At 64.4% G+C, this 22,627-nt stretch carries 20 protein-coding genes; 7 read left to right on the top strand and 13 right to left on the bottom strand.

Annotated elements, in window-relative coordinates; genetic code table 11:
• Positions 1-64: 64 nt before the first annotated feature.
• Positions 65-1,354: a citrate synthase gene (gene gltA / locus B4I46_RS14820; RefSeq protein WP_043863142.1), complete on the top strand. Its 1,290-nt coding sequence runs from the start codon at positions 65-67 to the stop codon at positions 1,352-1,354.
• Between the two features lie 134 nt (positions 1,355-1,488).
• On the opposite strand, the gene B4I46_RS14815 is transcribed toward gltA, so the two are convergent.
• The 9 genes from B4I46_RS14815 to B4I46_RS14775 all read right to left on the bottom strand — a co-directional run bounded on the left by B4I46_RS14815 (position 1,489) and on the right by B4I46_RS14775 (position 8,494).
• On the bottom strand, positions 1,489-2,094 hold the full coding sequence (locus B4I46_RS14815) for an START domain-containing protein (RefSeq protein WP_286900742.1): 606 nt from the start codon (positions 2,092-2,094) through the stop codon (positions 1,489-1,491).
• A 35-nt stretch (positions 2,095-2,129) separates the two neighbouring features.
• Positions 2,130-2,384: a YkgJ family cysteine cluster protein gene (locus tag B4I46_RS14810; protein WP_043863144.1), complete on the bottom strand. Its 255-nt coding sequence runs from the start codon at positions 2,382-2,384 to the stop codon at positions 2,130-2,132.
• Positions 2,385-2,511: 127 nt separating this feature from the next.
• Positions 2,512-3,042, bottom strand: coding sequence for a hypothetical protein (locus B4I46_RS14805; protein WP_043863145.1), 531 nt, complete (start codon positions 3,040-3,042; stop codon positions 2,512-2,514).
• A gap of 67 nt (positions 3,043-3,109) precedes the next feature.
• Positions 3,110-4,555, bottom strand: a complete 1,446-nt coding sequence (locus B4I46_RS14800) for a PLP-dependent aminotransferase family protein (RefSeq protein WP_078480451.1) — start codon at positions 4,553-4,555, stop codon at positions 3,110-3,112.
• Between the two features lie 189 nt (positions 4,556-4,744).
• Entirely contained in the window at positions 4,745-5,554 is an 810-nt protein-coding gene (locus B4I46_RS14795; protein ID WP_043863147.1) for an OmpA family protein, read from the bottom strand.
• Positions 5,551-5,904: a DUF4398 domain-containing protein gene (locus B4I46_RS14790; RefSeq protein WP_043863148.1), complete on the bottom strand. Its 354-nt coding sequence runs from the start codon at positions 5,902-5,904 to the stop codon at positions 5,551-5,553. Before B4I46_RS14790 ends, B4I46_RS14795 begins: the two co-directional genes overlap by 4 nt.
• Positions 5,905-5,913: 9 nt before the next feature.
• Entirely contained in the window at positions 5,914-6,720 is an 807-nt protein-coding gene (locus tag B4I46_RS14785; RefSeq protein ID WP_244988700.1) for a substrate-binding periplasmic protein, read from the bottom strand.
• A 94-nt stretch (positions 6,721-6,814) separates the two neighbouring features.
• A complete protein-coding gene (locus B4I46_RS14780; protein WP_043863150.1) occupies positions 6,815-7,744 on the bottom strand; it encodes an electron transfer flavoprotein subunit alpha/FixB family protein in 930 nt (309 codons plus the stop codon).
• Entirely contained in the window at positions 7,745-8,494 is a 750-nt protein-coding gene (locus B4I46_RS14775; protein ID WP_043863151.1) for an electron transfer flavoprotein subunit beta/FixA family protein, read from the bottom strand.
• A gap of 543 nt (positions 8,495-9,037) precedes the next feature.
• On the opposite strand from B4I46_RS14775, the gene B4I46_RS14770 reads away from it, so the two are divergent.
• Positions 9,038-10,702, top strand: a complete 1,665-nt coding sequence (locus tag B4I46_RS14770) for an electron transfer flavoprotein-ubiquinone oxidoreductase (protein WP_043863152.1) — start codon at positions 9,038-9,040, stop codon at positions 10,700-10,702.
• Between the two features lie 75 nt (positions 10,703-10,777).
• Here B4I46_RS14770 and B4I46_RS14765 read toward each other — a convergent pair whose 3' ends face one another.
• The 3 genes from B4I46_RS14765 to B4I46_RS14755 form a co-directional block, all read right to left on the bottom strand.
• Entirely contained in the window at positions 10,778-12,091 is a 1,314-nt protein-coding gene (locus B4I46_RS14765) for an MFS transporter (protein ID WP_043863153.1), read from the bottom strand.
• 67 nt (positions 12,092-12,158) lie between these two features.
• Complete coding sequence (locus B4I46_RS14760; protein ID WP_058541859.1) at positions 12,159-12,644, bottom strand: response regulator; 486 nt, start codon at positions 12,642-12,644, stop codon at positions 12,159-12,161.
• A 178-nt stretch (positions 12,645-12,822) separates the two neighbouring features.
• A complete protein-coding gene (locus B4I46_RS14755) occupies positions 12,823-13,299 on the bottom strand; it encodes a sigma-70 family RNA polymerase sigma factor (protein WP_043863155.1) in 477 nt (158 codons plus the stop codon).
• Positions 13,300-13,554: 255 nt separating this feature from the next.
• On the opposite strand from B4I46_RS14755, the gene B4I46_RS14750 reads away from it, so the two are divergent.
• From B4I46_RS14750 to B4I46_RS14740, 3 genes are read left to right on the top strand one after another with little or no spacing between them, the layout of a single operon-like run.
• A complete protein-coding gene (locus tag B4I46_RS14750; RefSeq protein ID WP_078480445.1) occupies positions 13,555-14,724 on the top strand; it encodes an efflux RND transporter periplasmic adaptor subunit in 1,170 nt (389 codons plus the stop codon).
• Entirely contained in the window at positions 14,725-16,698 is a 1,974-nt protein-coding gene (locus B4I46_RS14745) for a MacB family efflux pump subunit (RefSeq protein ID WP_286900733.1), read from the top strand.
• Between the two features lie 7 nt (positions 16,699-16,705).
• Complete coding sequence (locus tag B4I46_RS14740) at positions 16,706-18,112, top strand: efflux transporter outer membrane subunit (RefSeq protein ID WP_236176411.1); 1,407 nt, start codon at positions 16,706-16,708, stop codon at positions 18,110-18,112.
• A 21-nt stretch (positions 18,113-18,133) separates the two neighbouring features.
• On the opposite strand, the gene B4I46_RS14735 is transcribed toward B4I46_RS14740, so the two are convergent.
• Positions 18,134-19,753 (bottom strand): hypothetical protein, encoded by a 1,620-nt coding sequence (locus B4I46_RS14735; protein ID WP_058541857.1) that lies wholly within the window; start codon positions 19,751-19,753, stop codon positions 18,134-18,136.
• Positions 19,754-19,964: 211 nt separating this feature from the next.
• On the opposite strand from B4I46_RS14735, the gene pvdM reads away from it, so the two are divergent.
• Together pvdM and B4I46_RS14725 are read left to right on the top strand one after the other, a co-directional pair.
• On the top strand, positions 19,965-21,311 hold the full coding sequence (gene pvdM / locus B4I46_RS14730; RefSeq protein ID WP_286900731.1) for a pyoverdine-tailoring dipeptidase-like protein PvdM: 1,347 nt from the start codon (positions 19,965-19,967) through the stop codon (positions 21,309-21,311).
• 19 nt (positions 21,312-21,330) lie between these two features.
• Complete coding sequence (locus B4I46_RS14725; protein WP_236176412.1) at positions 21,331-22,620, top strand: aminotransferase class V-fold PLP-dependent enzyme; 1,290 nt, start codon at positions 21,331-21,333, stop codon at positions 22,618-22,620.
• Positions 22,621-22,627: the final 7 nt, after the last annotated feature.

The raw sequence follows: 22,627 nt of genomic DNA, 5'->3' as shown, positions 1-22,627 counted from the left end.
TATAGTGGTGCGGGCCCTGCGTGGGGGGTCTGTCTGATGATTTCAAGCATTAATAGGAGGCCACATGGCTGACAAAAAAGCGCAGTTGGTCATCGAGGGCGCAGCCCCCGTCGAGCTGCCCATTTTAACCGGCACCGTTGGTCCCGATGTTATCGACGTTAGAGGGTTGGGGGCCACGGGTCACTTCACTTTCGACCCTGGTTTCATGGCGACCGCATCGTGCGAGTCCAAGATCACCTACATTGACGGCGACAAGGGCATCCTGCTGCATCGCGGCTACCCGATCGAACAGCTCGCCGAGCAATCCGACTACCTGGAAACCTGCTACCTGCTGCTCAACGGCGAACTGCCGAATGCCGAGCAGAAGGCTCAGTTCGTCAGCACCGTCAAAAATCACACCATGGTGCACGAGCAGTTGAAGTCGTTCTTCAACGGCTTCCGCCGCGACGCCCACCCGATGGCCGTCATGTGCGGCGTGGTTGGCGCCCTGTCGGCGTTCTATCACGACTCGCTGGACATCAATAACCCGCAGCACCGGGAAATCTCGGCCGTGCGCCTGGTCGCCAAGATGCCGACCCTGGCCGCGATGGTCTACAAGTACTCCATGGGCCAGCCCATGATGTACCCGCGCAACGACCTGACCTACGCCGAAAACTTCCTGCACATGATGTTCAACACCCCGTGCGAGATCAAACCGATCAGCCCGGTGCTGGCCAAGGCAATGGACCGGATCTTCATCCTCCACGCCGACCACGAACAGAATGCGTCGACCTCCACCGTACGCCTGGCAGGCTCCTCGGGCGCCAATCCGTTCGCCTGTATCGCTGCCGGCATCGCTGCACTGTGGGGCCCTGCCCACGGCGGCGCCAACGAAGCCGTGCTGACCATGCTCGACGAAATTGGCGATGTCTCGAACATCGACACCTTCATCGCCAAGGCCAAGGACAAGAACGACCCGTTCAAGCTGATGGGCTTCGGTCACCGCGTCTACAAGAACCGCGACCCGCGCGCCACCGTGATGAAGCAGACCTGCGACGAAGTGCTGCGCGAGCTGGGCATCACCAACGATCCGCAGCTGGAACTGGCCATGCGCCTGGAAGAGATCGCCCTGACCGATCCGTACTTCATCGAGCGCTCGCTGTACCCGAACGTCGACTTTTACTCGGGGATCATCCTCAAGGCGATCGGCATCCCTACCAGCATGTTCACCGTGATCTTCGCCCTGGCGCGGACCGTCGGCTGGATCTCGCACTGGAAGGAAATGCTCTCCAGCCCGTACAAGATTGGCCGTCCGCGCCAGCTGTACACCGGCTACGAGTCGCGTGACATCGTCAAACTGGAAGACCGCAAGTAAGCCAAACGGCTCGCCTGCAACAACAAGAAAGGCTGCCCTCGGGCAGCCTTTTTTGTTGCGTAACGCTTCATGCAGGAGGAGCCTGCCTTGGCGGCCCCTACAGTTGAAGCATATTCCAGCCAACAGTAAAACTGTTACGGTTTCTCCGCCCGCTCCTTCAACGCCTTGAGCGTATTGAACGGCGCATCCACCACGAACTTGTTCGCCACCATCGCTGGCACACTGCCGCCTGGCTCGGTGTGCACCTGGTATGTCACCTCGGTAGTGTCACCCTTGGGCACCAGCTTCCAGAAACCCTGCACTTCAGCCACCCGCACATAGCCTTTTTCTTCCGGCAGGTACTTGGGCACACCCTCCAGCTTGCGGGTCAGGCTGCCGTCGGCGCCTTCGCTGGTGGTTACATGGATGATCGAATCGCGCGGGGTGACCGGCCACGGCGTATTGAACTGGGTGTAGGTCCAGCTCTGGTCACCCTCGTGCTTGAGCAGCTTCTGGCTCTTGCACTCGTGAATCCAGGCACAGGCCCCGGCCACGTCTTCCTGCAGCGCCCGGACCTTGGCCAGCGGCGCCTTGATGGTCGTCACGCCCTGATAGGCCTTGTAGTTCGAACCACTCACTTCGCTCAGCGATACCTTGATGCCATCCGCTTCCTTGGCAACCTTCCAGTCTTCAGCCTGCGCCACCGACATGAACATCGCACTCAGACCACAAATCACCGCTACCCGCTTCATCGAACCCATCGTGTTGTTTTCCTTGTTTGCGAAGTTCCACTCACTCAAGCCGCCGTCACTTGCTCCAGCCAACCGATGATCCTGATCGCCTCGTCGCGATCATTGCCGCAGGTGTCCACCTCCGCCTGGAAGCCCGAGCACACCGCCGGCCGTTCGGGCTGGCCGAACAGGCTGCAGAGGTTGTGCTCGGACAGTTGCACACAGCGTTCGCCAGCCGGCTTGCCGTGCGGCATGCCAGGAATGGGCGAGCTGATGGAAGGGGCAATGCAGCAAGCGCCACAGCCTTCACGGCAGTTCATGACGACATGGACCTCGGCCTAACAAATGATGGGTGAATGGGGATAGTAACCGCTAAAACAGGTGTTTGAAATTACCGCTCAGATGAAATATCGCCGCGCAGAATGTGACCGGCAGGTCGAGCAGCGTTTATTGCTTGAACTCGAAATCGATGGCTGCACCCTCGATGTCCTGACGGGCATCATTGCGCAACTGCAATTGCATTTCGTTGCTGATCAAGCGGCCATTGAGCTGGAACGGGCTGTCCGCGGCAGGCTTTTCTTCGAACAACGACGGCAGCAGCGGACGTCGCACACGGACTTCCTCCTGACTGCTCGGCTGCAGGTCCTTGACCATCTCCGGGGGCAGGCTCAGATCCAGGCGCGCCTTGGGCAAGGGCGCGGCAATCACCTCGGAGGCCTTGCGCTTGCCCGACTTTACCGCCTTGGCCGGCGTCTTCCTGGGGTCGCCAGCCTTGGTCTTGGGTTGCGCCTTGGGCTTGGCCTGTGGCTTGGCACTCGCTTTTACCGGGGCCTGGGTCGAAGGCTTCCGGTCCGGTGCCGGGGCAGCCGACGCCTGTGCCAGCAGTATCGGCCCCGGTCCGGGCACAGCCAGTGCCGGGCCCGTTGCACACAGGCCCAGCGCACACAACATCACGGCAGCACAGCTCAACGCTTTCATAGGCAACGAGACGTATTCATGAGTCGCACATGCTCCCTGTTCCTGCAGTCGCTGGCAAGCCCGCGATCTAGAGGTATCCGCCCGAGACGGTTTCCTGGCAAAGCTGATGGGCCAGCATCCCCAATGTCAGCAGCGCCCGCTCAGCCTCGCGGTTCCACGGAATGCCGCAGTTGAGACGAATGCAGTGGTTGAACTGCTCCGTGTTACTGAAGATCAGCCCGGGCGCGATGCTGATGCCCTGCTGCAAGGCACGTACATGCAACTCCTGGGTGTTGACCCGCCCCGGCAGGCTGACCCACAGGATGAAGCCCCCGGTAGGCCGGCTCATCTGGGTGCCTTCCGGAAAGTGCTGCTGTACCGCCAGCTGGTAGGCACTGAGGTTCTTGCGATATTCCTGGCGAATGTAGCGCAGATGGCGGTCATAGCCACCATTTTCAAGGTAGGCCGCCACCCCCATCTGCGTCACACTGCACGCCGAGTGCGTGGTAAAGGTCTGCAGTCGCTGGATTTCCTGCTGATAGTTGCCCGCGATCATCCAGCCGATACGCACCCCCGGCGACAGGGTCTTGGAAAAGCTCGAGCAATAGATCACCCGCCCCAGCCGGTCGAAGGCCTTGAGCGCCTTGGTGCGCCCTTGCTCGAACATCAGCTCGCCGTAGATATCGTCCTCGACGATCTGGATGTTGAAATCCGAGGCCAGGCGCAGCAACTGCTTCTGGCGTTCCTCGGGAATGGTGCCGCCCAACGGGTTGCTCAACCGCGCAGTCAGCACCAGCGCCTTGATCGACCACTGGTTGGCCGCCAGTTGCAGGGCCTCCAGGCTGATGCCGGTGGCCGGGTCGCTGGGAATCTCGATCACCTTGAGCCCCAGCAGGTCCGCCAGTTGCAGCAGCCCGTAATAGGTGGGCGACTCGGCGGCGATCAGGTCGCCTGGCCGGGTCAGCACCCGCAACGACATCTGCAGCGCATCGACGCAACCGTGGGTCACCACCACTTCGGACGGGTCGACCACCACCCCGGCGTCGCGCATGCGAATGGCGATCTGCCGGCGCAGCGGCTCGAAACCCGGGCTGAACATGTAGCTGAACGCGCGCGGGCTCTGGAACCGCGTGACCTTGGCCAGTTGCTGGTGCAGCGCGCGCACCGGCAGGTAGTCCACATGCGGAACCGCCGCCCCCAGCGGGAACACCCCATCACGCCGGGCTTCGGTCAGTACCTGCTGGATGATGCTACTGCGCGTGACCAGCCCTGGACGCTCGACCCGCGCGATGTCCGGGGTCTGCGCAGTCAGGGCCGGGGTCTGGTGGACGTAGTAGCCCGATTGCGGCCGCGCGCGAATCAGCCCCTGGTCCTCGAGGTTGGCATAGGCCTGCAGCACGGTGGCATGGCTGACATTGAGCTGCGAGCTCATCTTGCGTACCGACGGTACGCGCTCACCGGGCTGATAGACGCCGCGGCGGATGTCTTCCGCCAGTTGCTGGGCGATGCGCTGGTAGAGCAACAGATTGGTCATGGGACGGATCTCGAAACGCGGGCTATCTAATTGTTCTTGTACAGTCGGCGAAGAATACCGGAACAGTGCATAAGTGTACGGGCACAGATGCCAGAATAGTCGACTACACAGTTGTGTGACAGCGGCTTTTTCAAGCTTTGCGGCATAAAAAAACCGGTGACTATCACCGGTTTTTTGTTTACCTCGACCTCAGCGCGGCGCGCCCAGGTGGCCTTTCTCGTCGGAAAACACGATCTCCACCCGACGGTTCTGCGCCCTGCCCCGCTCCGAGGCATTGGCCTCGATCGGGTACTGGTCGCCATAGCCTTCGACCTGGATGCGTTTTTCGTCGACGCCCAGGTCGACCAGCATGTCCGCCACGGCCTGCGCACGATCACGCGACAGCGTCAGGTTGTCCTCGGGAGTGCCGGTGCTGTCGGTATACCCCTCGATGCGCACAACGCGCCGGGGGTTGAGCTGCAGAAACTGCACCAGCTTGAGCACGGTACGGCTGGCGGAGTTCTTCAATTCGGCCTGCCCGGTATCGAACAGCACGTCACCCAGGGTCATCACCAGGCCACGGTCGCTCTGGGTCGTGGCCAGGCTGACGATCTGTGCCTCCAGCCATTTGCCCTGCTGCTGCACGCTGACCAGCTTGGCCTCGCGCAGGGCCAGCTGCAGGCGCTGGCGCTCCAGTTCGAGCTTGGCCAGGCGCTCCTGATTGAGCACCAGGTTGCTGTGCTCGCGGGCAATCTCGCTGTAGCGCTGACTCAGGTAGGCGTAATGGCGCACGTCCGCACCACTGCCCACGTAGCTGGACAACCGCTCGGCACGGGCCAGCGACTCGCCGGCGCGGATCACGTCACGCGGCGCACTGCGTAGCACATTGGAATCGTCCTTCACTGCCTGGAAACTGGCGGCGGCCTGGTCGAGGGCGGTTTCGCTGCGCTCGCTGGCGCAGCCCTGCAACCCCAGCACACCTGCACACAACACGGCCACCAAGGGCTTGATCGAACTCACTGTTGCTCCCCCAACTGCTTGCGCAGACGATTGACCCGCGATTGCAGCAGCGACAGCTGCTCCTGACTCTTGAGGGTCAGCACCCGGGCTTCGGCCAGCCGCGCATCAAGCTCGGCCTGCTCGGCGCGCAGCCGCGCATCACGGTACGACTCGCTGGCCATGTTGCTGCGGGCGCGGGCAAGCTTGTCTTCGGCCAGCTTCAGTTCGGCCACTTCGTCGGTGGCACCGACGGCCTTGGCCTGCTCCAGCGCCTGTTCGGACAGGCGCATCTGCTCGTGGGGCGCCGGGTCGGCAGCGCAACCGGCCAGGGCCAGTAACGCCATGGCAGCGAAAAGCGGTTGAGTTCTCACACAATCTTCCTACTGTTTGGGGGCGTCGAGCGGTTGCTGCAGCTGCGCCTTCCAGCGCTCGACATTGCGTTGCAGTACTGCCTGAGGCACGCCTGAGGCCGGCAATTCTGTCAGTTTTTTGGCCAGCTGTCCGCGCAACCAGGCGTCATTGCACGCCGAATTGTGCGACAGCGCCAGGTACAGCCCGGGGCGATCCAACGGCAGGCCGCGGGCGATCAGGTCGTTGGCCATGCCAAGGGTCTGCGCCATGGCCATGCCGGCGTACCGCCCGGCCAGCACATAGTCGACCTGGCCAAGCAAAAGCTTCTGGAATGCCTGGGTCAGGTTCTGCGCCGGCGCCAGCTTCAACTGGTCCTTGGCAAACTGGGCGAACGCCGGGGTCAGCCTGGCCTTCTCCGAGATCGCGCCCTGGTGCTGGTGCAGATCGGCCAGGCCGTCGTAGGCCAGCGTGGAGTCGTGCCGGGTCCACACCAGGTAGTCGTTCTGCAGCAGCGCCGGGTGGATGAAGTCGACACGGGTCAAGTCTTCAGTGGCCAGCGGCGCATCCACCAGCAGGTCCATGCGTCCGCTGCGCACTTCATCCTGCGCCTCGTTGCGCTTGCCTGCGTACAGCACCTCGACCTTCAGCCCAAGCTCCGTCGCCACCTGCTTGAGCAGGTCGACGTTGGCGCCAATCAGGTGCCTGGGGTCCTGCGGGTCGCGCCAGGCATAGGGCGGCGCATCGGGGCTGCCGGTCGCCACCAGACGCTCGCACTTGCCCACCGCCAGCGCCGCCGTGGGCAAGCAGGCAAACCCCAGCAATCCCGCCATCGCCATTCGGCCAAGCCACCCCATGCACATGCCTCCCTTGCGTCGCGAAATAAAAAAGCCCGATCAAAAGACCGGGCTCTTTATAAGTGAAGCGGCTGGATTAAACCAGCTTCTCCAGCTCAGGTACGGCTTCGAACAGGTCGGCGACCAGGCCGTAGTCGGCCACCTGGAAGATCGGCGCCTCTTCGTCCTTGTTGATCGCAACGATCACCTTGGAGTCCTTCATGCCGGCCAGGTGCTGGATCGCGCCGGAGATACCGACGGCGATGTACAGCTGCGGCGCAACGATCTTGCCGGTCTGGCCGACCTGCATGTCGTTGGGCACGAAGCCTGCGTCGACCGCGGCGCGCGAAGCACCCACGGCGGCGCCGAGCTTGTCGGCCAGCGCGTACAGGTGCTTGAAGTTGTCACCGTTCTGCATGCCGCGACCGCCGGAAACGACGATCTTGGCAGCGGTCAGCTCAGGACGATCGGACTTGGCCAGCTCTTCGCCGACAAATGCCGACTTGCCCGCATCGTGGGCAGCGCCAACCGCTTCGACAGCAGCCGAACCACCTTCGGCGGCAACGGCGTCGAAGCCGGTGGCACGCACGGTGATGACCTTGACCGCAGCGCTCGATTGCACGGTGGCAATGGCGTTACCGGCGTAGATCGGACGCTTGAAGGTGTCCGCCGACTCGACCGCGATGATCTCGGAGATCTGGTCGACGTCCAGCAGCGCGGCAACGCGCGGCAGGATGTTCTTGCCGTTGGAGGTGGCTGGTGCCAGCACGTGGCTGTAGGCCTTGCCAAGCTCGGCCACCAGCGGCGCGACGTTTTCCGGCAGCTGGTGCGCATAGGCAGCGTTGTCGGCTACCAGCACCTTGGCCACGCCAGCGATTTTCGCGGCAGCTTCGGCAACGCCACCCACGTTCTGGCCAGCGACCAGTACGTGGATATCGCCACCGATTTTCGCGGCGGCAGCAACGGTGTTCAGGGTCGCCGGGGCAACGGCGCCGTTTTCGTGTTCAGCGATAACCAGGATAGTCATTTAGATTACCTTCGCCTCGTTCTTCAGTTTCTCGACCAGTTCAGCCACCGACTTGACCTTGATACCAGCGCTGCGTGCAGCTGGCGCTTCGACTTTCAGGGTCTTGTTGGTAGAGGCGGTGGAAACGCCCAGCGCGTCCGGAGTCACAGTCTCCAGCGGCTTCTTCTTGGCCTTCATGATGTTCGGCAGCGACGCATAGCGCGGCTCGTTCAGACGCAGGTCGGTGGTCACGATCGCCGGCAGGTTCAGAGCAACGGTCTGCAGGCCGCCATCGATTTCACGGGTGACGTTGACCTTGTCGCCGGCCACTTCCACCTTGGAGGCGAAAGTACCCTGGGCATAACCGGTCAGCGCAGCCAGCATCTGGCCGGTCTGGTTGTTGTCGCTGTCGATGGCCTGCTTGCCAAGGATGACCAGCTGCGGCTGCTCCTTGTCGACCACAGCCTTGAGCAGCTTGGCCACGGCCAGCGAGGTCAGCTCTTCAGCCGACTCGACCAGCACGGCGCGGTCGGCACCCAGTGCCAGGGCGGTACGCAGCTGCTCCTGGGCAGTGGCCGGGCCGACGGTAACGACGACGATTTCGCTCGCCACGCCCTTCTCTTTCAGGCGCACGGCTTCTTCTACGGCGATTTCGCAGAAGGGGTTCATGGACATCTTGACGTTAGCAAGGTCTACGCCGGAGTTGTCCGCCTTGACGCGAACCTTGACGTTATAGTCGACCACTCGTTTGACAGCTACAAGAACCTTCATGGATTCCTCGTTACTCTCCGGTGAAAAGAATGTCGCCTGGGCAGAACCGGGCGATTGCGCGTGGGTACAAGGGCACCTCCAAAAACGAACGCGAGCAGGTGAAATTCAACTGACTGTGCAGTCTGTTCTCGACGCTTGCGCGCAAAACCCGTGGGTCATTGTTTGTCGTGGCGTGTAAACTCCACTACAAAGGCGGGTCCTGGCGTAACTGCCCTGCTTTTTGCCTGGTTTTTAGGGGTGCTCCTGCATCCGACGGTCAGCCTACGGCGAGCGTAAAACCGCCCGTATCTTGACCGTAACGCCCAATCCGGTCAATACGGCAAACCAGCCAGCTTCAAGCCGTGCGTCTTTGATTTTACTGGGCTGCGGCAAATTCAAACAAACGTTTGTATTGGACCTCGCAAGTGGTGTAGATATAATGCGCGGCCAAGAGAAAGCGGTGTAGTCCGTCATCACCCGAGCTACACGCCCGGGTACTTCGAAATGACCGCCTGACACCCGCCAACAAAGAAAAACCGATGAGCCTTGAGTAGGAGAGAACCTGTGGAACGCGAATACATGGAATTCGACGTGGTCATCGTCGGCGCTGGCCCGGCAGGCCTGTCCGCCGCCTGCCGACTGAAGCAGAAGGCCGCCGAAGCCGGTAATGAAATCAGCGTCTGCGTGGTCGAGAAAGGCTCCGAGGTCGGTGCACACATTCTCTCCGGTGCGGTGTTCGAGCCGCGTGCCCTGAACGAACTGTTCCCGGACTGGAAAGAACTCGGCGCGCCACTGAACACCGAGGTCAAGCGCGACGACATCTACGTGCTGCGCGACGCCAGCAGCTCGGTCAAGGTGCCCGATCTGTTCGTGCCCAAGACCATGCACAACGAAGGCAACTACATCATCTCGCTGGGCAACCTGTGCCGCTGGCTGGCCCAGCAGGCCGAGAACCTGGGCGTGGAAGTCTACCCAGGCTTCGCTGCCCAGGAAGCGCTGTTCGATGAAAACGGCGTGGTCCGCGGGATCATCACCGGCGACCTGGGTGTCGACCGCGAAGGCAACCCCAAGGAAGGCGTATACACCCCCGGCATGGAACTGCGCGGCAAGTACACGCTGTTCGCCGAAGGCTGCCGTGGGCATATCGGCAAGCAACTGATCAAGCGCTTCGACCTGGACAACGCCAGCGACGTGCAGCACTACGGCATCGGCCTCAAGGAAATCTGGGAAATCGACCCGGCCAAGCACCAGCAAGGACTGGTGATCCACACCGCCGGCTGGCCGCTGGACGTGATGAGCACCGAGAACACCGGCGGCTCGTTCCTGTATCACCTGGAAAACAACCAGGTGGTGGTCGGCCTGATCGTCGACCTGTCGTATGCCAACGCCTACCTCTCCCCGTTCGACGAGTTCCAGCGCCTCAAGCACCACCCGGTGCTCGCCCAGTACCTGGAGGGTGGCAAGCGCATCAGCTATGGCGCCCGTGCCCTGGCCAAGGGCGGCCTGAACTCGCTGCCGAAAATGGTGTTCAAGGGCGGCGCGCTGATCGGCTGCGACCTGGGCACCATGAACGTGGCCAAGATCAAGGGCAGCCACACCGCCATGAAGTCCGGCATGCTCGCAGCCGAAGCGGTGGCCGATGCGCTGCTGGCCGGTAGCGAGGGTGGCGACGAACTGACCGCCTACGTCGACGGCTTCAAGGCCAGCTGGCTGTACGAAGAACTGTTCGCCAGCCGCAACTTCGGCCCGGCGATGCACAAGTTCGGCCCGATGCTCGGCGCGGCATTCAACTATGTCGACCAGAACTGGTTCGGCGGCAAGCTGCCGTTCACCCTGCACGACACCAAGCCGGACTACGCCTGCCTCAAACTGGCGGCCGACTCGAAGAAGATCGATTACCCCAAGCCCGATGGCAAGTTGAGCTTCGACAAGCTGAGCTCGGTGTTCCTCTCCAGCACCAACCATGAAGAAGAGCAGCCGTGCCACCTGAAGCTGACCGACCCGAGCATCCCGATCGGCACCAACCTGCCGTTGTACGACGAACCGGCGCAGCGCTACTGCCCGGCCGGCGTATACGAGGTGATCAGCCAGGAAGACGGTAGCAAGCGCTTCCAGATCAACGCCCAGAACTGCGTGCACTGCAAGACCTGTGACATCAAGGACCCTTCGCAGAACATCACCTGGGTGACCCCGGAAGGTGCTGGCGGCCCGACTTACCCGAACATGTAAGTACCGCCCACAAAAAAAGCCCCCACGCCTTGCGGCGCTGGGGGCTTTTTCGTGAAGGCGTTCGAGCAAACGGTCTCACACCTTCGCCAACACCAGTTCATCCCCGGCCCGCAGGTCCTCCCGCGCACTGAAGTACACCGCCGTGAGCAGGCCCACCGTGCCCATCAGCAGGCAGAACCCCACACACACCCATGGGCTCCACGGCATCAGCGCAATCAGCATAAGCGGCGTGGTGCTGGCCCACAGCGCATAGGCCAGGTTGTAGGTAAAGGAAATCCCCGACACGCGAATGGCCGGCGGAAACAGCCCGACCATCACCGACGGCACCACCCCCACTACACCACAGGCCAGCCCTGCCAGCGCATAGGCCACCCCGGTCCAGCCCCAGCCGCCGATCAGGCTGGCATACAGCGCCCCCACTCCCAACGGCAGCAACAGGCTGTAGACCATCAGCGCGCGCCAGGCACCTACCCGGTCCACCAGCAAGCCGGCCAGCACGCAACCGATGTTCAAGAACACGATACCCAGCGCGCTCAGGGCGAAGGTGTCGGCCGCGCTCATGCCGAAGCGCTGCTGCATCACCGTCGGGGTAATCACCACCAGCACCACCACCGCCGAGGTCAGCACGCAGGTCAGCAGGGCCGCCGGCACCAGCGCGCGGCGGTGCTCGCGCAGCACCGTGCGCAGCGGGAAGGCCACCGGTTGTTCACGCCGCTCGCGCAGCGCCAGGAACACCGGCGTCTCGCTCAGCCAGCGGCGCAGCCACACCCCGATCACGCCGAACACCCCGCCCAGCAAGAATGGATAGCGCCAGGCGTAGTCCAGAATCTCCTGGGCGGTGAACACCTGGGCCAGCGCCGTGGCGGTCAGCGCGCCCAGCAGGTAGCCGAACGTCAGCCCGGCCTGCAGAAAACCCAGCGCATAGCCCCGCCGCCCGGCCGGCGCATGCTCGGCGACGAAGGTCCAGGCGCTTGGCACCTCACCGCCCACCGCCGCGCCCTGCAGAATGCGCAGGCCCAGCAGGATCAGCGGCGCCGCGTAACCGATGTCGGCATAGGTCGGCATCACCCCGATCAGCAGGCACGGCAGCGCCATCATCAGGATGCTCAGGCTGAACACCTTCTTGCGCCCCAGGTGATCGGCAAAATGCGCCATCAGGATGCCGCCCAGCGGCCGCGCCAGGTACCCGGTGACGAAGATCCCGAAGCTCTGCAGCAGACGCAGCCACTCCGGCATCTCGGGCGGGAAGAACAGCTGGCTCAGGGTCAGCGCGAAGAACACGAAGATGATGAAATCGTAGATCTCCAGCGCACCGCCCAGCGCCGCCAGGCCCAGGGTCTTGTGGTCTGCGCGTGACAACGACGGTCGGGGGGTAGCGATGGCACTCATGGGCGTTTCCGCAAATCGGCAAACGCAAGAGGATAGCAAAACGCTGCGGCCAATGGCCCGACAAGCTTCAGGACGGTCGACAGAACACGGTCTGGGCAAAATTGGTACGCCGCGGCAGGTGGCCCGTACGGGCGCCCAGACCACCGCTCAGTTCCATCTGATCGATTACCACCGGCGCATCGATGATCGCCATGAAGGACTCCAGCGCCTCGCTGTCTGGCACCTTGGGCAGGCTCAGGCTCACCGCCTGGCGCTGTGACACCGGTACTGCAGGTACCTTCAGGTGCTGAGAGTGATACAGCAAGGCATGCTGGATCGGCAGGCTCGCCTTGCAGAAGCGCGCCATGTCCACGCCCGCGTGGCTGGCCAGATCGATGTTGCCGATCAGCAGATTGAAGGGCTGCAGGGCCGCCTGCACCAGGCGCTGCAGCTCATCGAAACTCTCGACCGGGGCAATGCGGTAATAGCCCAGTCCATTGAGCATCTTCTCCAGTTGCAGCAACTGGCTGGGGTGCTCGTCGGCGATCAGGATGCGCATCGATTTGTTTGGCATCGTCCGGACCTGGCAGAAGGTAAAGGGAGTTAGCGTCCTTGACCCTACAGCGACAATCCACGACTGCAAGTTGCTGCAAACATCGCGCCTGAACAGAGGTCTGCCACTGATACTTGTAGGGAATCGCGCATAAATCAAGGAACAACCCGAACTTTCACCCTGGATCGCAGCCCCGCGCTCAGGATTCCCACTCGCGCATGCGCACGCGGCAGTGCTTCATCGCATTGACGATGTGCTTCTCCACCAGGCTGCGGGAAATGCCCAGGCGCAAGGCGATCTGCTGATGCGACAGGCCATCGAGCTTGCGCAATATGAAGCTGTCGCGGCATGTCGGGCTGAGTTCGGCCAGCGCACGCTGCATCAATGCCAGGCGCTGATCGCCATGCATGGCGTGCAAGGGGGTCGGGCTGTGCCAGCGCTCGTCGGTATCGAGCACCTCCAGGGGTTCGACCTGGCGGATCCGCTCGCGTCGATGGCCATCCACCACCAGGTTCAGTGCAGTACGGTAGAGAAACGCGCGAGGGTGCTCGATAGGTTGCGAATCAGCCCGCTCCAGCACCCGCAGGTAGGCGTCATGGGCGACGTCTTCGGCCGCGTGGCGGCTGCCCAGGCGCGACATCAGAAAGCTCACCAGCTCTCGATAGTAGTGTTCCACAACAGTACCTGTGCGCGACGTTGCCGAGGTTGAACCCGCTGGGTCGTATGGCTCGACACAATAACACTAATTAATATTATTCTCATCAAGCGACTCGGTCATACTCTCGCCCATGTTGCCCTGGTGCGGGCTGGCCCAGCCACGCACCGGTCTAAATTACCTCGAATACCGCTCGTTTAACTTGCAGCCTTCCATGCCTGCCGAGCGCGTGTTCGTCACCTCCTGGCATGGATCAACCCCTGGTTGGAAGCCCGCATGAAACGCCCGAAAAACAAACGCCGCCTGCTCGTGTGCTGCCTCGGCCTGCTCGCCCTGGGCACGCTGGTCGCCTGGAAAACCCTGCCTGGCAACGACCAACTGGCCACCGTGGCGGTCACCCGCGCCAACATCGAAAGCAGCGTCACCGCGCTGGGCACCCTGCAACCCAGACGCTACGTCGATGTCGGTGCCCAGGCTTCCGGGCAGATCCGCAAGATCCACGTCGAAGCCGGCGACTCGATCGAGGAAGGCCAGTTGCTGGTCGAGATCGACCCCTCCACCCAGCAGGCCAAGCTCGATGCCAGCCGCTTCGCCATCGAGAACCTGCAGGCCCAGCTCCAGGAACAGCGCGCCCAGAACGAACTGGCCCGCCAGAAGTACCAGCGCCAGCAGAGCCTGGTGGCCAATGGCGCCACCCGCGAGGAAGACGTACAGACCGCGCGCGCCGAACTCAAGGCCACCCAGGCCCGCATCGACATGTACCAGGCGCAGATCCGCCAGGCCCAGGCCACCCTGCGCAGCGACCAGGCAGAACTGGGCTACACGCGCATCTACGCGCCGATGTCCGGTACCGTGGTGGCCGTCGATGCCCGCGAAGGCCAGACCCTCAACGCACAGCAGCAGACCCCGCTGATCCTGCGCATCGCCAAGCTCTCGCCGATGACCGTGTGGGCCGAGGTCTCCGAAGCCGACATCGGCCACGTCAAGCCGGGCATGAACGCCTACTTCACCACCCTCAGCGGCGGTAGCCGGCGCTGGGCCAGCACCGTGCGCCAGATCCTGCCGATCCCGCCCAAGCCGCTGGGGGAAAGCGGCCAGGGCGGCGGCAGCCCGAACACCTCGAGCAAAAGCGGCAGTGGCCGCGTGGTGCTCTACACCGTACTGCTGGACGTCGACAACGCCGACAGCGCACTGATGGCCGAGATGACCGCCCAGGTATTCTTCGTGGCCAGCCAGGCCAGCAATGTCCTCACCGCCCCCATCGCCGCCCTGCACGGCGGGCTCAGGGACACCACGCAGATGGCCAGGGTGGTGGCCAGCAACGGCCGCGTCGAGGAACGTCAGGTACGCACCGGCATCAGCGACCGCCTGCACATCGAGATCCTCGATGGCCTGAGCGAAGGCGACCGCCTGCTGATCGGCCCCCTCGAAGGCAGCGAGGGTTGAATGCAGACGCCACTGATCCAGCTCAAATCCATCAGCAAGTCTTACGGCGGCGCAGGCACGCCGCGGGTCGACGTCCTGCATGGCATCGACCTGTCCATCCATGCCGGTGAGTTCCTCGCCATCGTCGGCGCCTCGGGCTCTGGCAAGTCGACCCTGATGAACATCCTCGGCTGCCTCGACCGCCCCACCAGCGGCCACTACCTGTTCGCCGGCGAGGACGTCGCCCACCTCGACAGCGACGCCCTGGCCTGGCTGCGCCGCGAGGCCTTCGGTTTCGTGTTCCAGGGCTACCACCTGATCCCCTCCTGCTCGGCCCAGGAGAACGTCGAGATGCCCGCGATCTACGCCGGCACCCCGGCGCCGGAGCGACACGCGCGCGCCGCTGCGCTGCTCGAGCGCCTGGGCCTGGGCCAGCGTACCGCCAACCGCCCGCACCAACTGTCCGGCGGCCAGCAACAGCGGGTGTCGATCGCCCGCGCACTGATGAACGGCGGCCACATCATCCTCGCCGACGAGCCCACCGGGGCGCTGGACAGCCACAGCGGCGTAGAGGTCATGAAGCTGCTGGACGAACTGGCCAGCCAGGGCCACGTGGTCATCCTCATCACCCACGACCGTGCGGTGGCTGCTCGCGCCAGGCGCATCATCGAGATCAGCGACGGCCGGATCATCAGCGACTCGGCGCCGGTCCTGCTGGACCAGCCGGTGGACGCCCCGCCGGGCGCCCTGCAGGCCGTCGACCTGCGCGAACGCATGGCCGACGGCAGCGAATATGCCGGGGCCTGGAAGGGCGAGCTGGTCGATGCCGTGCAGGCCGCCTGGCGCGTCATGTGGATCAACCGTTTTCGCACTGCCCTCACCCTGCTCGGCATCGTCATCGGCGTGGCCTCGGTGGTGGTGATGCTGGCGGTGGGCGAAGGCAGCAAGCGCCAGGTGATGGCGCAGATGGGCGCGTTCGGTTCCAACATCATCTACCTCAGCGGCCACGCTCCCAACCCGCGTACACCGCCTGGGGTCATCACCCTGGAAGACGTCGCCGCCGTGGGCAGGCTGCCGCAGGTCCAGCGCATCATGCCGGTCAACGGCTCCACCGCCGGCGTGCGCTACGGTAATGCCGACTACACCAGCTACGTAGGCGGCAACGACACCAACTTCCCGGCCATCTTCAACTGGCCGGTGGTGCAAGGCAGCTATTTCACCGAAGCCGACGAGCGCAACGCCAGCGCCGTCGCGGTCATCGGCCACAAGGTGCGCGAAAAGCTGCTCAAGGACGCCGCCAACCCCATTGGCGAATACATCCTGATCGAGAACGTGCCCTTCCAGGTGGTGGGTGTGCTCGCCGAAAAAGGCGCAAGTTCAGGCGACCAGGACAGCGACGACCGTATCGCGGTGCCCTATTCGGCCGCCAGCATCCGCCTGTTCGGCAGCCAGAACCCAGAGTACGTGGCCATTGCCGCCGCCGATGCACGCCGCGTCAACGAGGCCGAAAAGGCCATCGACCAGTTGATGCTGCGCCTGCACAACGGCAAGCGCGACTACGAGCTGACCAACAACGCCGCCATGATCCAGGCCGAAGCCCGCACCCAGGGCACCCTGTCGCTGATGCTCGGCGCGATTGCCGCCATCTCGCTGCTGGTGGGCGGCATCGGCGTGATGAACATCATGCTCATGACCGTGCGCGAGCGTACCCGCGAGATCGGCATCCGCATGGCCACCGGTGCCCGCCAGCGCGACATCCTGCGCCAGTTCCTGACCGAGGCGGTGATGCTTTCTGTGGTCGGCGGCCTCACCGGCATCGGCCTGGCCCTGCTGGTGGGGGGGGCGCTGCTGCTCAGCGAGGTGGCCGTGGCGTTTTCCCTGACCGCCGTGCTCGGTGCATTTGCCTGCGCCCTGGTCACCGGCGTCATCTTCGGCTTCATGCCTGCCCGCAAGGCCGCCCGGCTCGACCCGGTGGCAGCCCTTACCAGCGAATGAACACACTATGAAAGCGCCATTGACCCTACTTGCCGCCAGCCTGTTGCTCGCGGCCTGCGCCAGCCAGGCGCCGCGCCCGGACAGCGGCCTGCAGCTACCGCCACGCTGGCATACCGAACACCTGGACGCGGCCGGCACCCTCGACCGGCAATGGTGGACCACCTTCGGCAGCCGCGAACTCGACCAGTTGATCGACCAGGCGCGGGTGGGCAGCCATGACCTGGCCGGTGCCGTCGCCCGTGTGCGCCAGGCCCAGGCCAGTGCCGTGATCGCAGGCGCCGCGCTGCTGCCCGAACTCAATGCGGGCCTCAACGCCACGCGCCAGAAGCGCATGTACGCCTACCGCTCCAGCACCCTGGACAACAGCACCGCCAACAAGGCCACCAACAGTTACCAGGCCACCCTGAGCGCCACCTACGAGGTGGACTTCTGGGGCGGCAAGCGCGCCGGTCGCGACAGTGCCCGCTTCAGCCTGCAAGCCAGCGAGTTCGAGCGCGACACCGTCGAGCTGACCCTGCTCAGCGGCGTGGCCGACCACTACACGCGCTGGCTGGCCCTGGTCGAACAGCAGCGCATTGCCGAACAGAACCTGGACAACGCCCAGAGCGTGCTGCACCTGGTGCAGAGCCGCTACGACTCGGGTTCCGCCACCGCACTGGAACTGGCCCAGCAGAAGAGCCTGGTGGCCGCGCAACAGCGCCAGCTGCCACTGCTGGCCCAGGACGCCGAGCAGACATTGATCAGCCTGGCCGCCCTGCTTGGCCAACCGCGCCAGCAACTGCAGCTGGATCGTGAAGCCTTCGCCCGGCTGAGCTGGCCGGACATTGCCGCCAGCCTGCCGAGCGAGCTGCTTACCCGCCGCCCCGACATCGCCAGCGCCGAAGCCCAGCTGGCCGCAGCGCAAGCCGATGTGCAGGTGGCGCGGGCCAACATGCTGCCAGCACTGACCCTGACTGCTGCCGTCGGTTCAGGCGCCTCCCACGTCGACGACATGCTGCGCAACCCGGTGTACAACCTGGGTGCCGGGCTGGTGGCACCGATCTTCAACGGCGGGCGCCTGAAGGCCGAGCGCGACAAGGCCACGGCACGCCAGCAGGAACTGCTGGAAACCTACCGCGGCGCGATCATCAATGGCTTTGCCGACGTAGAGAAGGCCCTGAACAGCATTCGCGGGCTGGACCAGCAGCGCCAGTGGCAAAGCGAAGAGCTGGCCCAGGCGCAACGCGCCTTCCAGATTGCCCAGAGCCGCTACCAGGCAGGTGCCGAAGACCTGCTCACCGTGCTGGAAACCCAGCGCACGCTGTTCGCTGCCCAGGACGACAACGTGCAATTGCGCCGCTCGCGCCTGCAGGCCAGCATCGCGCTGTACAAGGCGCTGGGCGGCGGCTGGCAGGCAACCCCCCAGGTACGCTAGGGCACACCGGCAGGCAGCGCCTTACACCTGGCGCTGCCTGACCTTCAGGTGACGGGCGTACCACGGACGCTGCGGCACCCGGCGAACCAGGCTGGCCAGCCCGTCTTCGTCGCTGTAGGTGATGCGCAACGCCAGCTTCATGGTCTCCGGGTCCATCTCCACGCTCTTGCCCACCTGCAGGCCCGGCACCGTGCTGCAACCGTGGGTGATCGGGCCCAGCCAGGGGTCGGCCACCTCCACCCAGCGCCCGGGCGCGAACCACGCCACCCCGTTGACCTCGCGCCGCACCACCTGGCCGGGGTGAAAGCGCTCATGGGCGCGGTACCAGTCCTCGATACGGTCATCGATCCAGCCATGGAAGCGCCAGAACACCGGGTTGACGTGGGACGAGAACGGGTCGCCGAGAAAATCGTTTTCGGGCCCGTACCAGCGCGGCGCAAAATCGCTCGGGGTGCGCGCATAGGGCACCGGTGCACCGTTGACCGGGTCACGCGGCACCGACGCCCAGCGCATGTGCAGCCAGTCGTGCAACCCCAGTTCCACCTCCGAGCCGAACTGCCCCAGGGTCAGGCGCGAAAGATAATGCGGGTCGCTGTAGCGTGACTCCCACAGCTCGAAGTTGGCATGGAAAACCTCACTGCTCTTGATGTCCTTGACCCACTGGGTGTATTCGTCATCGCCCTGCGCCAGCCAGGTGGGCGGCAAGGCGTTGCCATCCTGGTTGTCGAAGTAGCGCAAAAAGCCTGCGCGGTCACGCGCCAGTTCCGGTTGCGGCATCGGAAAGCGCGGCCAGGACGGCAGGTCCTGCATCGAACGTGCGGTACCGAGCATGTGCCGGTGCATGAAAAAGAAGTCCTCGCCCGAACCGTTGCGATCCTTGCGCGGGCCGCGGGCATCGCGCTCATGGTCACGCGGACCGGGCTGCCAGCCGATGGCACGCAACGCCTCGTGCTGCTTGGGTGCCAGCTTGTGCCACTTGTCCCGCGAGGCATGCCACAACTGGTGGAACAGGCGATGCTCGGGGGAGATCAGCCACGCCAGCAACGTCGGGTTCAGCGCGGTGCGCTCGCGAGCTTCGGGGAAGGTCCGCTTGCGCGCCACAAAGCGGTGGTTCTGCTCGGGCAGGGCCAGCGGGCGCTGCAGGTCCAGCACCTGGCCGGTGAGCGTGGCAGTGCCGGCGTTACCGAAATCGCCCCATACCTCATCGAGCAGCACGCGACACTCATAGCGCGCCAGCCCCGCAGTGTCCGCTGTGGGTATCAGCCGCCAGCTCAACACATTCGGTGCACCCGGCATCAGGTCGCCCACCACCCGGTAGCGGGGCTCGGCGTCACTGCGCAGGCGCTCGGGCGTGTCCAGGCATCCGCGCAGGCCGCGGCCACGCGGAGCAATATCCAGCAACAACTCCAGGGACGTGTGTTCAAGCCCTTCCAGGCCGACATTGCCGCCTTCCAGCTGCCAGATGCCACGCAGGGTATCGGCCAACTGCTGGCCGGCGGTATCGGGCAAGTCGACGGTGGCCTCCCCGGGGGTGATCGGAAATTCCTCGCGTGTCAGCTCGCGGTGCGCGTACAGCGCCCCAGGCACCGCCACGCCCGTCAGTGCAACACCCGCAATGAACCCTCGTCGAGAAATCGTCATTGACCTACCTGTGTGTCTCGCGTTGCGCCATGGAGCATGGCGTTGTCGAAGCTAGAACGTTGTGCACACAGGGAAATTTAGCCAGCAAGCGGCCCCGGGCGGCCCGCACAGGGCGCAGGCGACGGCTAAATTTCTGCCGATTGCGCTCGTCCTCACCAGATAGCAAAGGCCTCGTGCCTGAACCTCGACGGTGAACCTGACTGAGACCACGATGACCACACCACGCTGGAAAAAAGCCTTGTACATCAGCCTGGCCACCGCGCTCACCGCCGGTGCCGGGGTGGCCGCCTGGACCTACTTCGGCCCCAGCGCCGGCTACCCCCGCGAGGTGGTCAAGCAGGCCAATGAACTGCAGGATCGCCTGCTCTCGTTCGACAGCCACATCACCCTGCCGGCCAACTTCGGCATGGAAGGCAATGAAGCCGACAAGGAAGGCAGCGGACGCTTCGACCTCGTCAAGACCGCCCGCGGGCGCCTGTCCGGCGCCGCGCTGACCATTTTTGCCTGGCCCGAAATGTGGAACGGCCCCAACGGTCCGCACCGGCCCACCGAAGGCTTCGTGCAGGAAGCACGCAACCTGCAGGAGGTGCGCTACAAGTCGATCATGGCGATGGTGCGCGACTACCCCAACCAGGTGGCCGTTGCCTACACCCCACAGGACATGCGGCGCCTGCACGGCGAAGGCAAGTTCGCGGTGTTCATCAGCATGCTCAATGCCTACCCGCTGGGTACCGACCTCGACCTGCTCGACCTGTGGGCTTCGCGCGGCATGCGCATGTTCGGCTTCAGCTACGTGGGTAACAACGCCTGGGCCGACTCCTCACGCCCGCTGCCGTTCTTCAACGACACCGCCGACGCCCTTGACGGGCTGTCGCCCCTGGGCCGCCAGGCGGTACAGCGGCTCAACGACCTGGGCGTGATCATCGACGTCTCGCAGATGTCCACAAAGGCCCTGGAGCAGGTGGCCCGGCTCAGCCGCACGCCGCTGGTGGCGTCCAACTCCGCTCCACGGGCGATGGTCGACATCCCGCGCAACCTCAGCGACAAGGAGATGCAACTGATCAAGGACAGCGGCGGCGTGATCCAGGTGGTGGCCTTCTCCACCTACCTCAAGCCCCTGAGCCAGAAGACCCAGGACAAGCTCAACGCCCTGCGTGCGCGCTTCGACCTGCTGCCGCTGCCCAACCTGGCGGTGGCCCTGATGCCCGGCGACCCGATCATCGCCGCCTGGCCCGAGCAGCGCTTCGGCCAGTACGCCAGCGAGCTGTACGGCATTCTCGAAGAAGAGCCGCCGGCCTCGCTCAAGGAGTTCGGTGACGCCATCGACTACACCGTGCGCAAGGTCGGCATCGATCACGTTGGCATCAGCTCGGACTTCAACGAGGGCGGTGGCGTGGACGGCTGGCGCGATGTGGGCGAAACCCGCAACGTCACCGCCGAACTGCTCTCACGCGGCTACTCCGAGGCCGATATCGCCAAGCTCTGGGGCGGCAACTTCCTGCGGGTGTGGGAACAGGCGCAAAACGCCGCCCGCCCTGTAGCCGCCTCTTCCCGTTGACTCGCCAGCGAGCCCCGTCATGACCGATCGCCGCACCCTTCTCAAGTACGCCGGCCTGCTGGCCGCCAGCCTGCCGCTGGGCAGCCAGCTGTTGCCCGGCGCCCTCGCCGGCCCGTCACTGCCCGGCAACGGCAGCGATGCCTGGGCCGGCTTTCGCAGCCTGTTCGAGCTCGACCCCGATTACGCTCATTTCGCCAACTTCCTGATCACCTCCCATCCCAAGCCCGTGCGCGATGCCATCGAAGACTATCGCGCAAAACTCGACCGCCACCCCGCGCAATGGGTCGACTGGGAAACCCAGGCCGAATGGAAGCGCGAAGGCGAAGTGCGCGACTGGGCCGCCCGCTACCTGGAGGTCAAGCCACGCCAGATCGCCCTCACCGGCAGCACCACCGAGGGCCTGGGCCTGATCTACGGCGGCCTTAAGGTGGCCGCCCACCAGGAGATCCTGACCACCGAACACGAGCATTACTCCACCCGCAACAGCCTCGCCTACCGCGCCACCCGCGAGGGCACCCAGGTGCGCAAGATCCGCCTGTTCCGCGACCCGCAGCGGGTCTCGGACGACGAGGTACTGGGCAACATCGCCGCCGCGATCCGCCCGTCCACGCGGGTACTGGGCATGACCTGGGTGCACTCGGGCAGCGGCGTCAAGCTGCCCATCGGAGCCATCGGCGAGCTGGTACGCGAACACAACCGCAACCGCGACGAGCAGGACCGCATCCTCTATGTGGTCGACGGCGTGCACGGTTTTGGCGTGGAAGACATGCGCTTTGCCGACCTAAAGTGCGACTACTTCATCTCCGGTACCCACAAATGGATATTCGGCCCGCGGGGCACCGGCATCATCTGCGCTGCCTCCACCGAGCTCAAGTACCTGGTGCCGACCTTCGCCACGTTCTCCGAGAACGAGGACTTCGCCACCATCATGAGCCCCGGCGGCTACCACGCCTTCGAGCACCGCTGGGCCCTGGGCAAGGCCTTCGAGTTGCACCTGCAGGTAGGCAAGGCGCCGATTCAGGCGCGCATCCACGGGCTGAACGACTACCTCAAGCAACGCCTGGCCGAGTACAAGGCGATCGAACTGGTCACCCCGCGCAGCCCGCGTCACTCGTCAGGCTTCACCTTCTTCCGGGTCAAGGGCCAGGACGCCGACGAGGTGGCCGCGTATCTGACTCGCCACCGCATCGTGGTGGATGCGGTGTCCCGCGACGTGGGCCCGGTGGTGCGCGCTGCGCCCGGCCTGCTCAACACCGAAGCCGAAATCGATCGCCTGATCAGCGTGCTGGGCCAACGCCTGCGTGCCTGATCGCGCC

The sequence above is a fragment of the Pseudomonas sp. UBA7500 genome (assembly GCF_002478435.1).
Taxonomy (GTDB): domain Bacteria; phylum Pseudomonadota; class Gammaproteobacteria; order Pseudomonadales; family Pseudomonadaceae; genus Aquipseudomonas; species Aquipseudomonas palmensis.
This window is presented reverse-complemented; position numbering and strand designations above follow the sequence as displayed.

Bases quoted from the DNA above. Each gene is read 5' to 3' on its own strand.
- B4I46_RS14815 (WP_286900742.1), bottom strand. From the start codon at position 2,094: ATGGGTTCGATGAAGCGGGTAGCGGTGATTTGTGGTCTGAGTGCGATG.
- B4I46_RS14775 (WP_043863151.1), bottom strand. From the start codon at position 8,494: ATGAAGGTTCTTGTAGCTGTCAAACGAGTGGTCGACTATAACGTCAAG.
- B4I46_RS14735 (WP_058541857.1), bottom strand. From the start codon at position 19,753: ATGACGATTTCTCGACGAGGGTTCATTGCGGGTGTTGCACTGACGGGC.
- gltA (WP_043863142.1), top strand. From the start codon at position 65: ATGGCTGACAAAAAAGCGCAGTTGGTCATCGAGGGCGCAGCCCCCGTC.
- B4I46_RS14745 (WP_286900733.1), top strand. From the start codon at position 14,725: ATGCAGACGCCACTGATCCAGCTCAAATCCATCAGCAAGTCTTACGGC.
- B4I46_RS14805 (WP_043863145.1), bottom strand. From the start codon at position 3,042: ATGAAAGCGTTGAGCTGTGCTGCCGTGATGTTGTGTGCGCTGGGCCTG.
- B4I46_RS14765 (WP_043863153.1), bottom strand. From the start codon at position 12,091: ATGAGTGCCATCGCTACCCCCCGACCGTCGTTGTCACGCGCAGACCAC.
- B4I46_RS14780 (WP_043863150.1), bottom strand. From the start codon at position 7,744: ATGACTATCCTGGTTATCGCTGAACACGAAAACGGCGCCGTTGCCCCG.
- B4I46_RS14810 (WP_043863144.1), bottom strand. From the start codon at position 2,384: ATGAACTGCCGTGAAGGCTGTGGCGCTTGCTGCATTGCCCCTTCCATC.
- B4I46_RS14750 (WP_078480445.1), top strand. From the start codon at position 13,555: ATGAAACGCCCGAAAAACAAACGCCGCCTGCTCGTGTGCTGCCTCGGC.
- B4I46_RS14725 (WP_236176412.1), top strand. From the start codon at position 21,331: ATGACCGATCGCCGCACCCTTCTCAAGTACGCCGGCCTGCTGGCCGCC.
- B4I46_RS14785 (WP_244988700.1), bottom strand. From the start codon at position 6,720: ATGGCGATGGCGGGATTGCTGGGGTTTGCCTGCTTGCCCACGGCGGCG.
- B4I46_RS14760 (WP_058541859.1), bottom strand. From the start codon at position 12,644: ATGCCAAACAAATCGATGCGCATCCTGATCGCCGACGAGCACCCCAGC.
- pvdM (WP_286900731.1), top strand. From the start codon at position 19,965: ATGACCACACCACGCTGGAAAAAAGCCTTGTACATCAGCCTGGCCACC.
- B4I46_RS14800 (WP_078480451.1), bottom strand. From the start codon at position 4,555: ATGACCAATCTGTTGCTCTACCAGCGCATCGCCCAGCAACTGGCGGAA.
- B4I46_RS14740 (WP_236176411.1), top strand. From the start codon at position 16,706: ATGAAAGCGCCATTGACCCTACTTGCCGCCAGCCTGTTGCTCGCGGCC.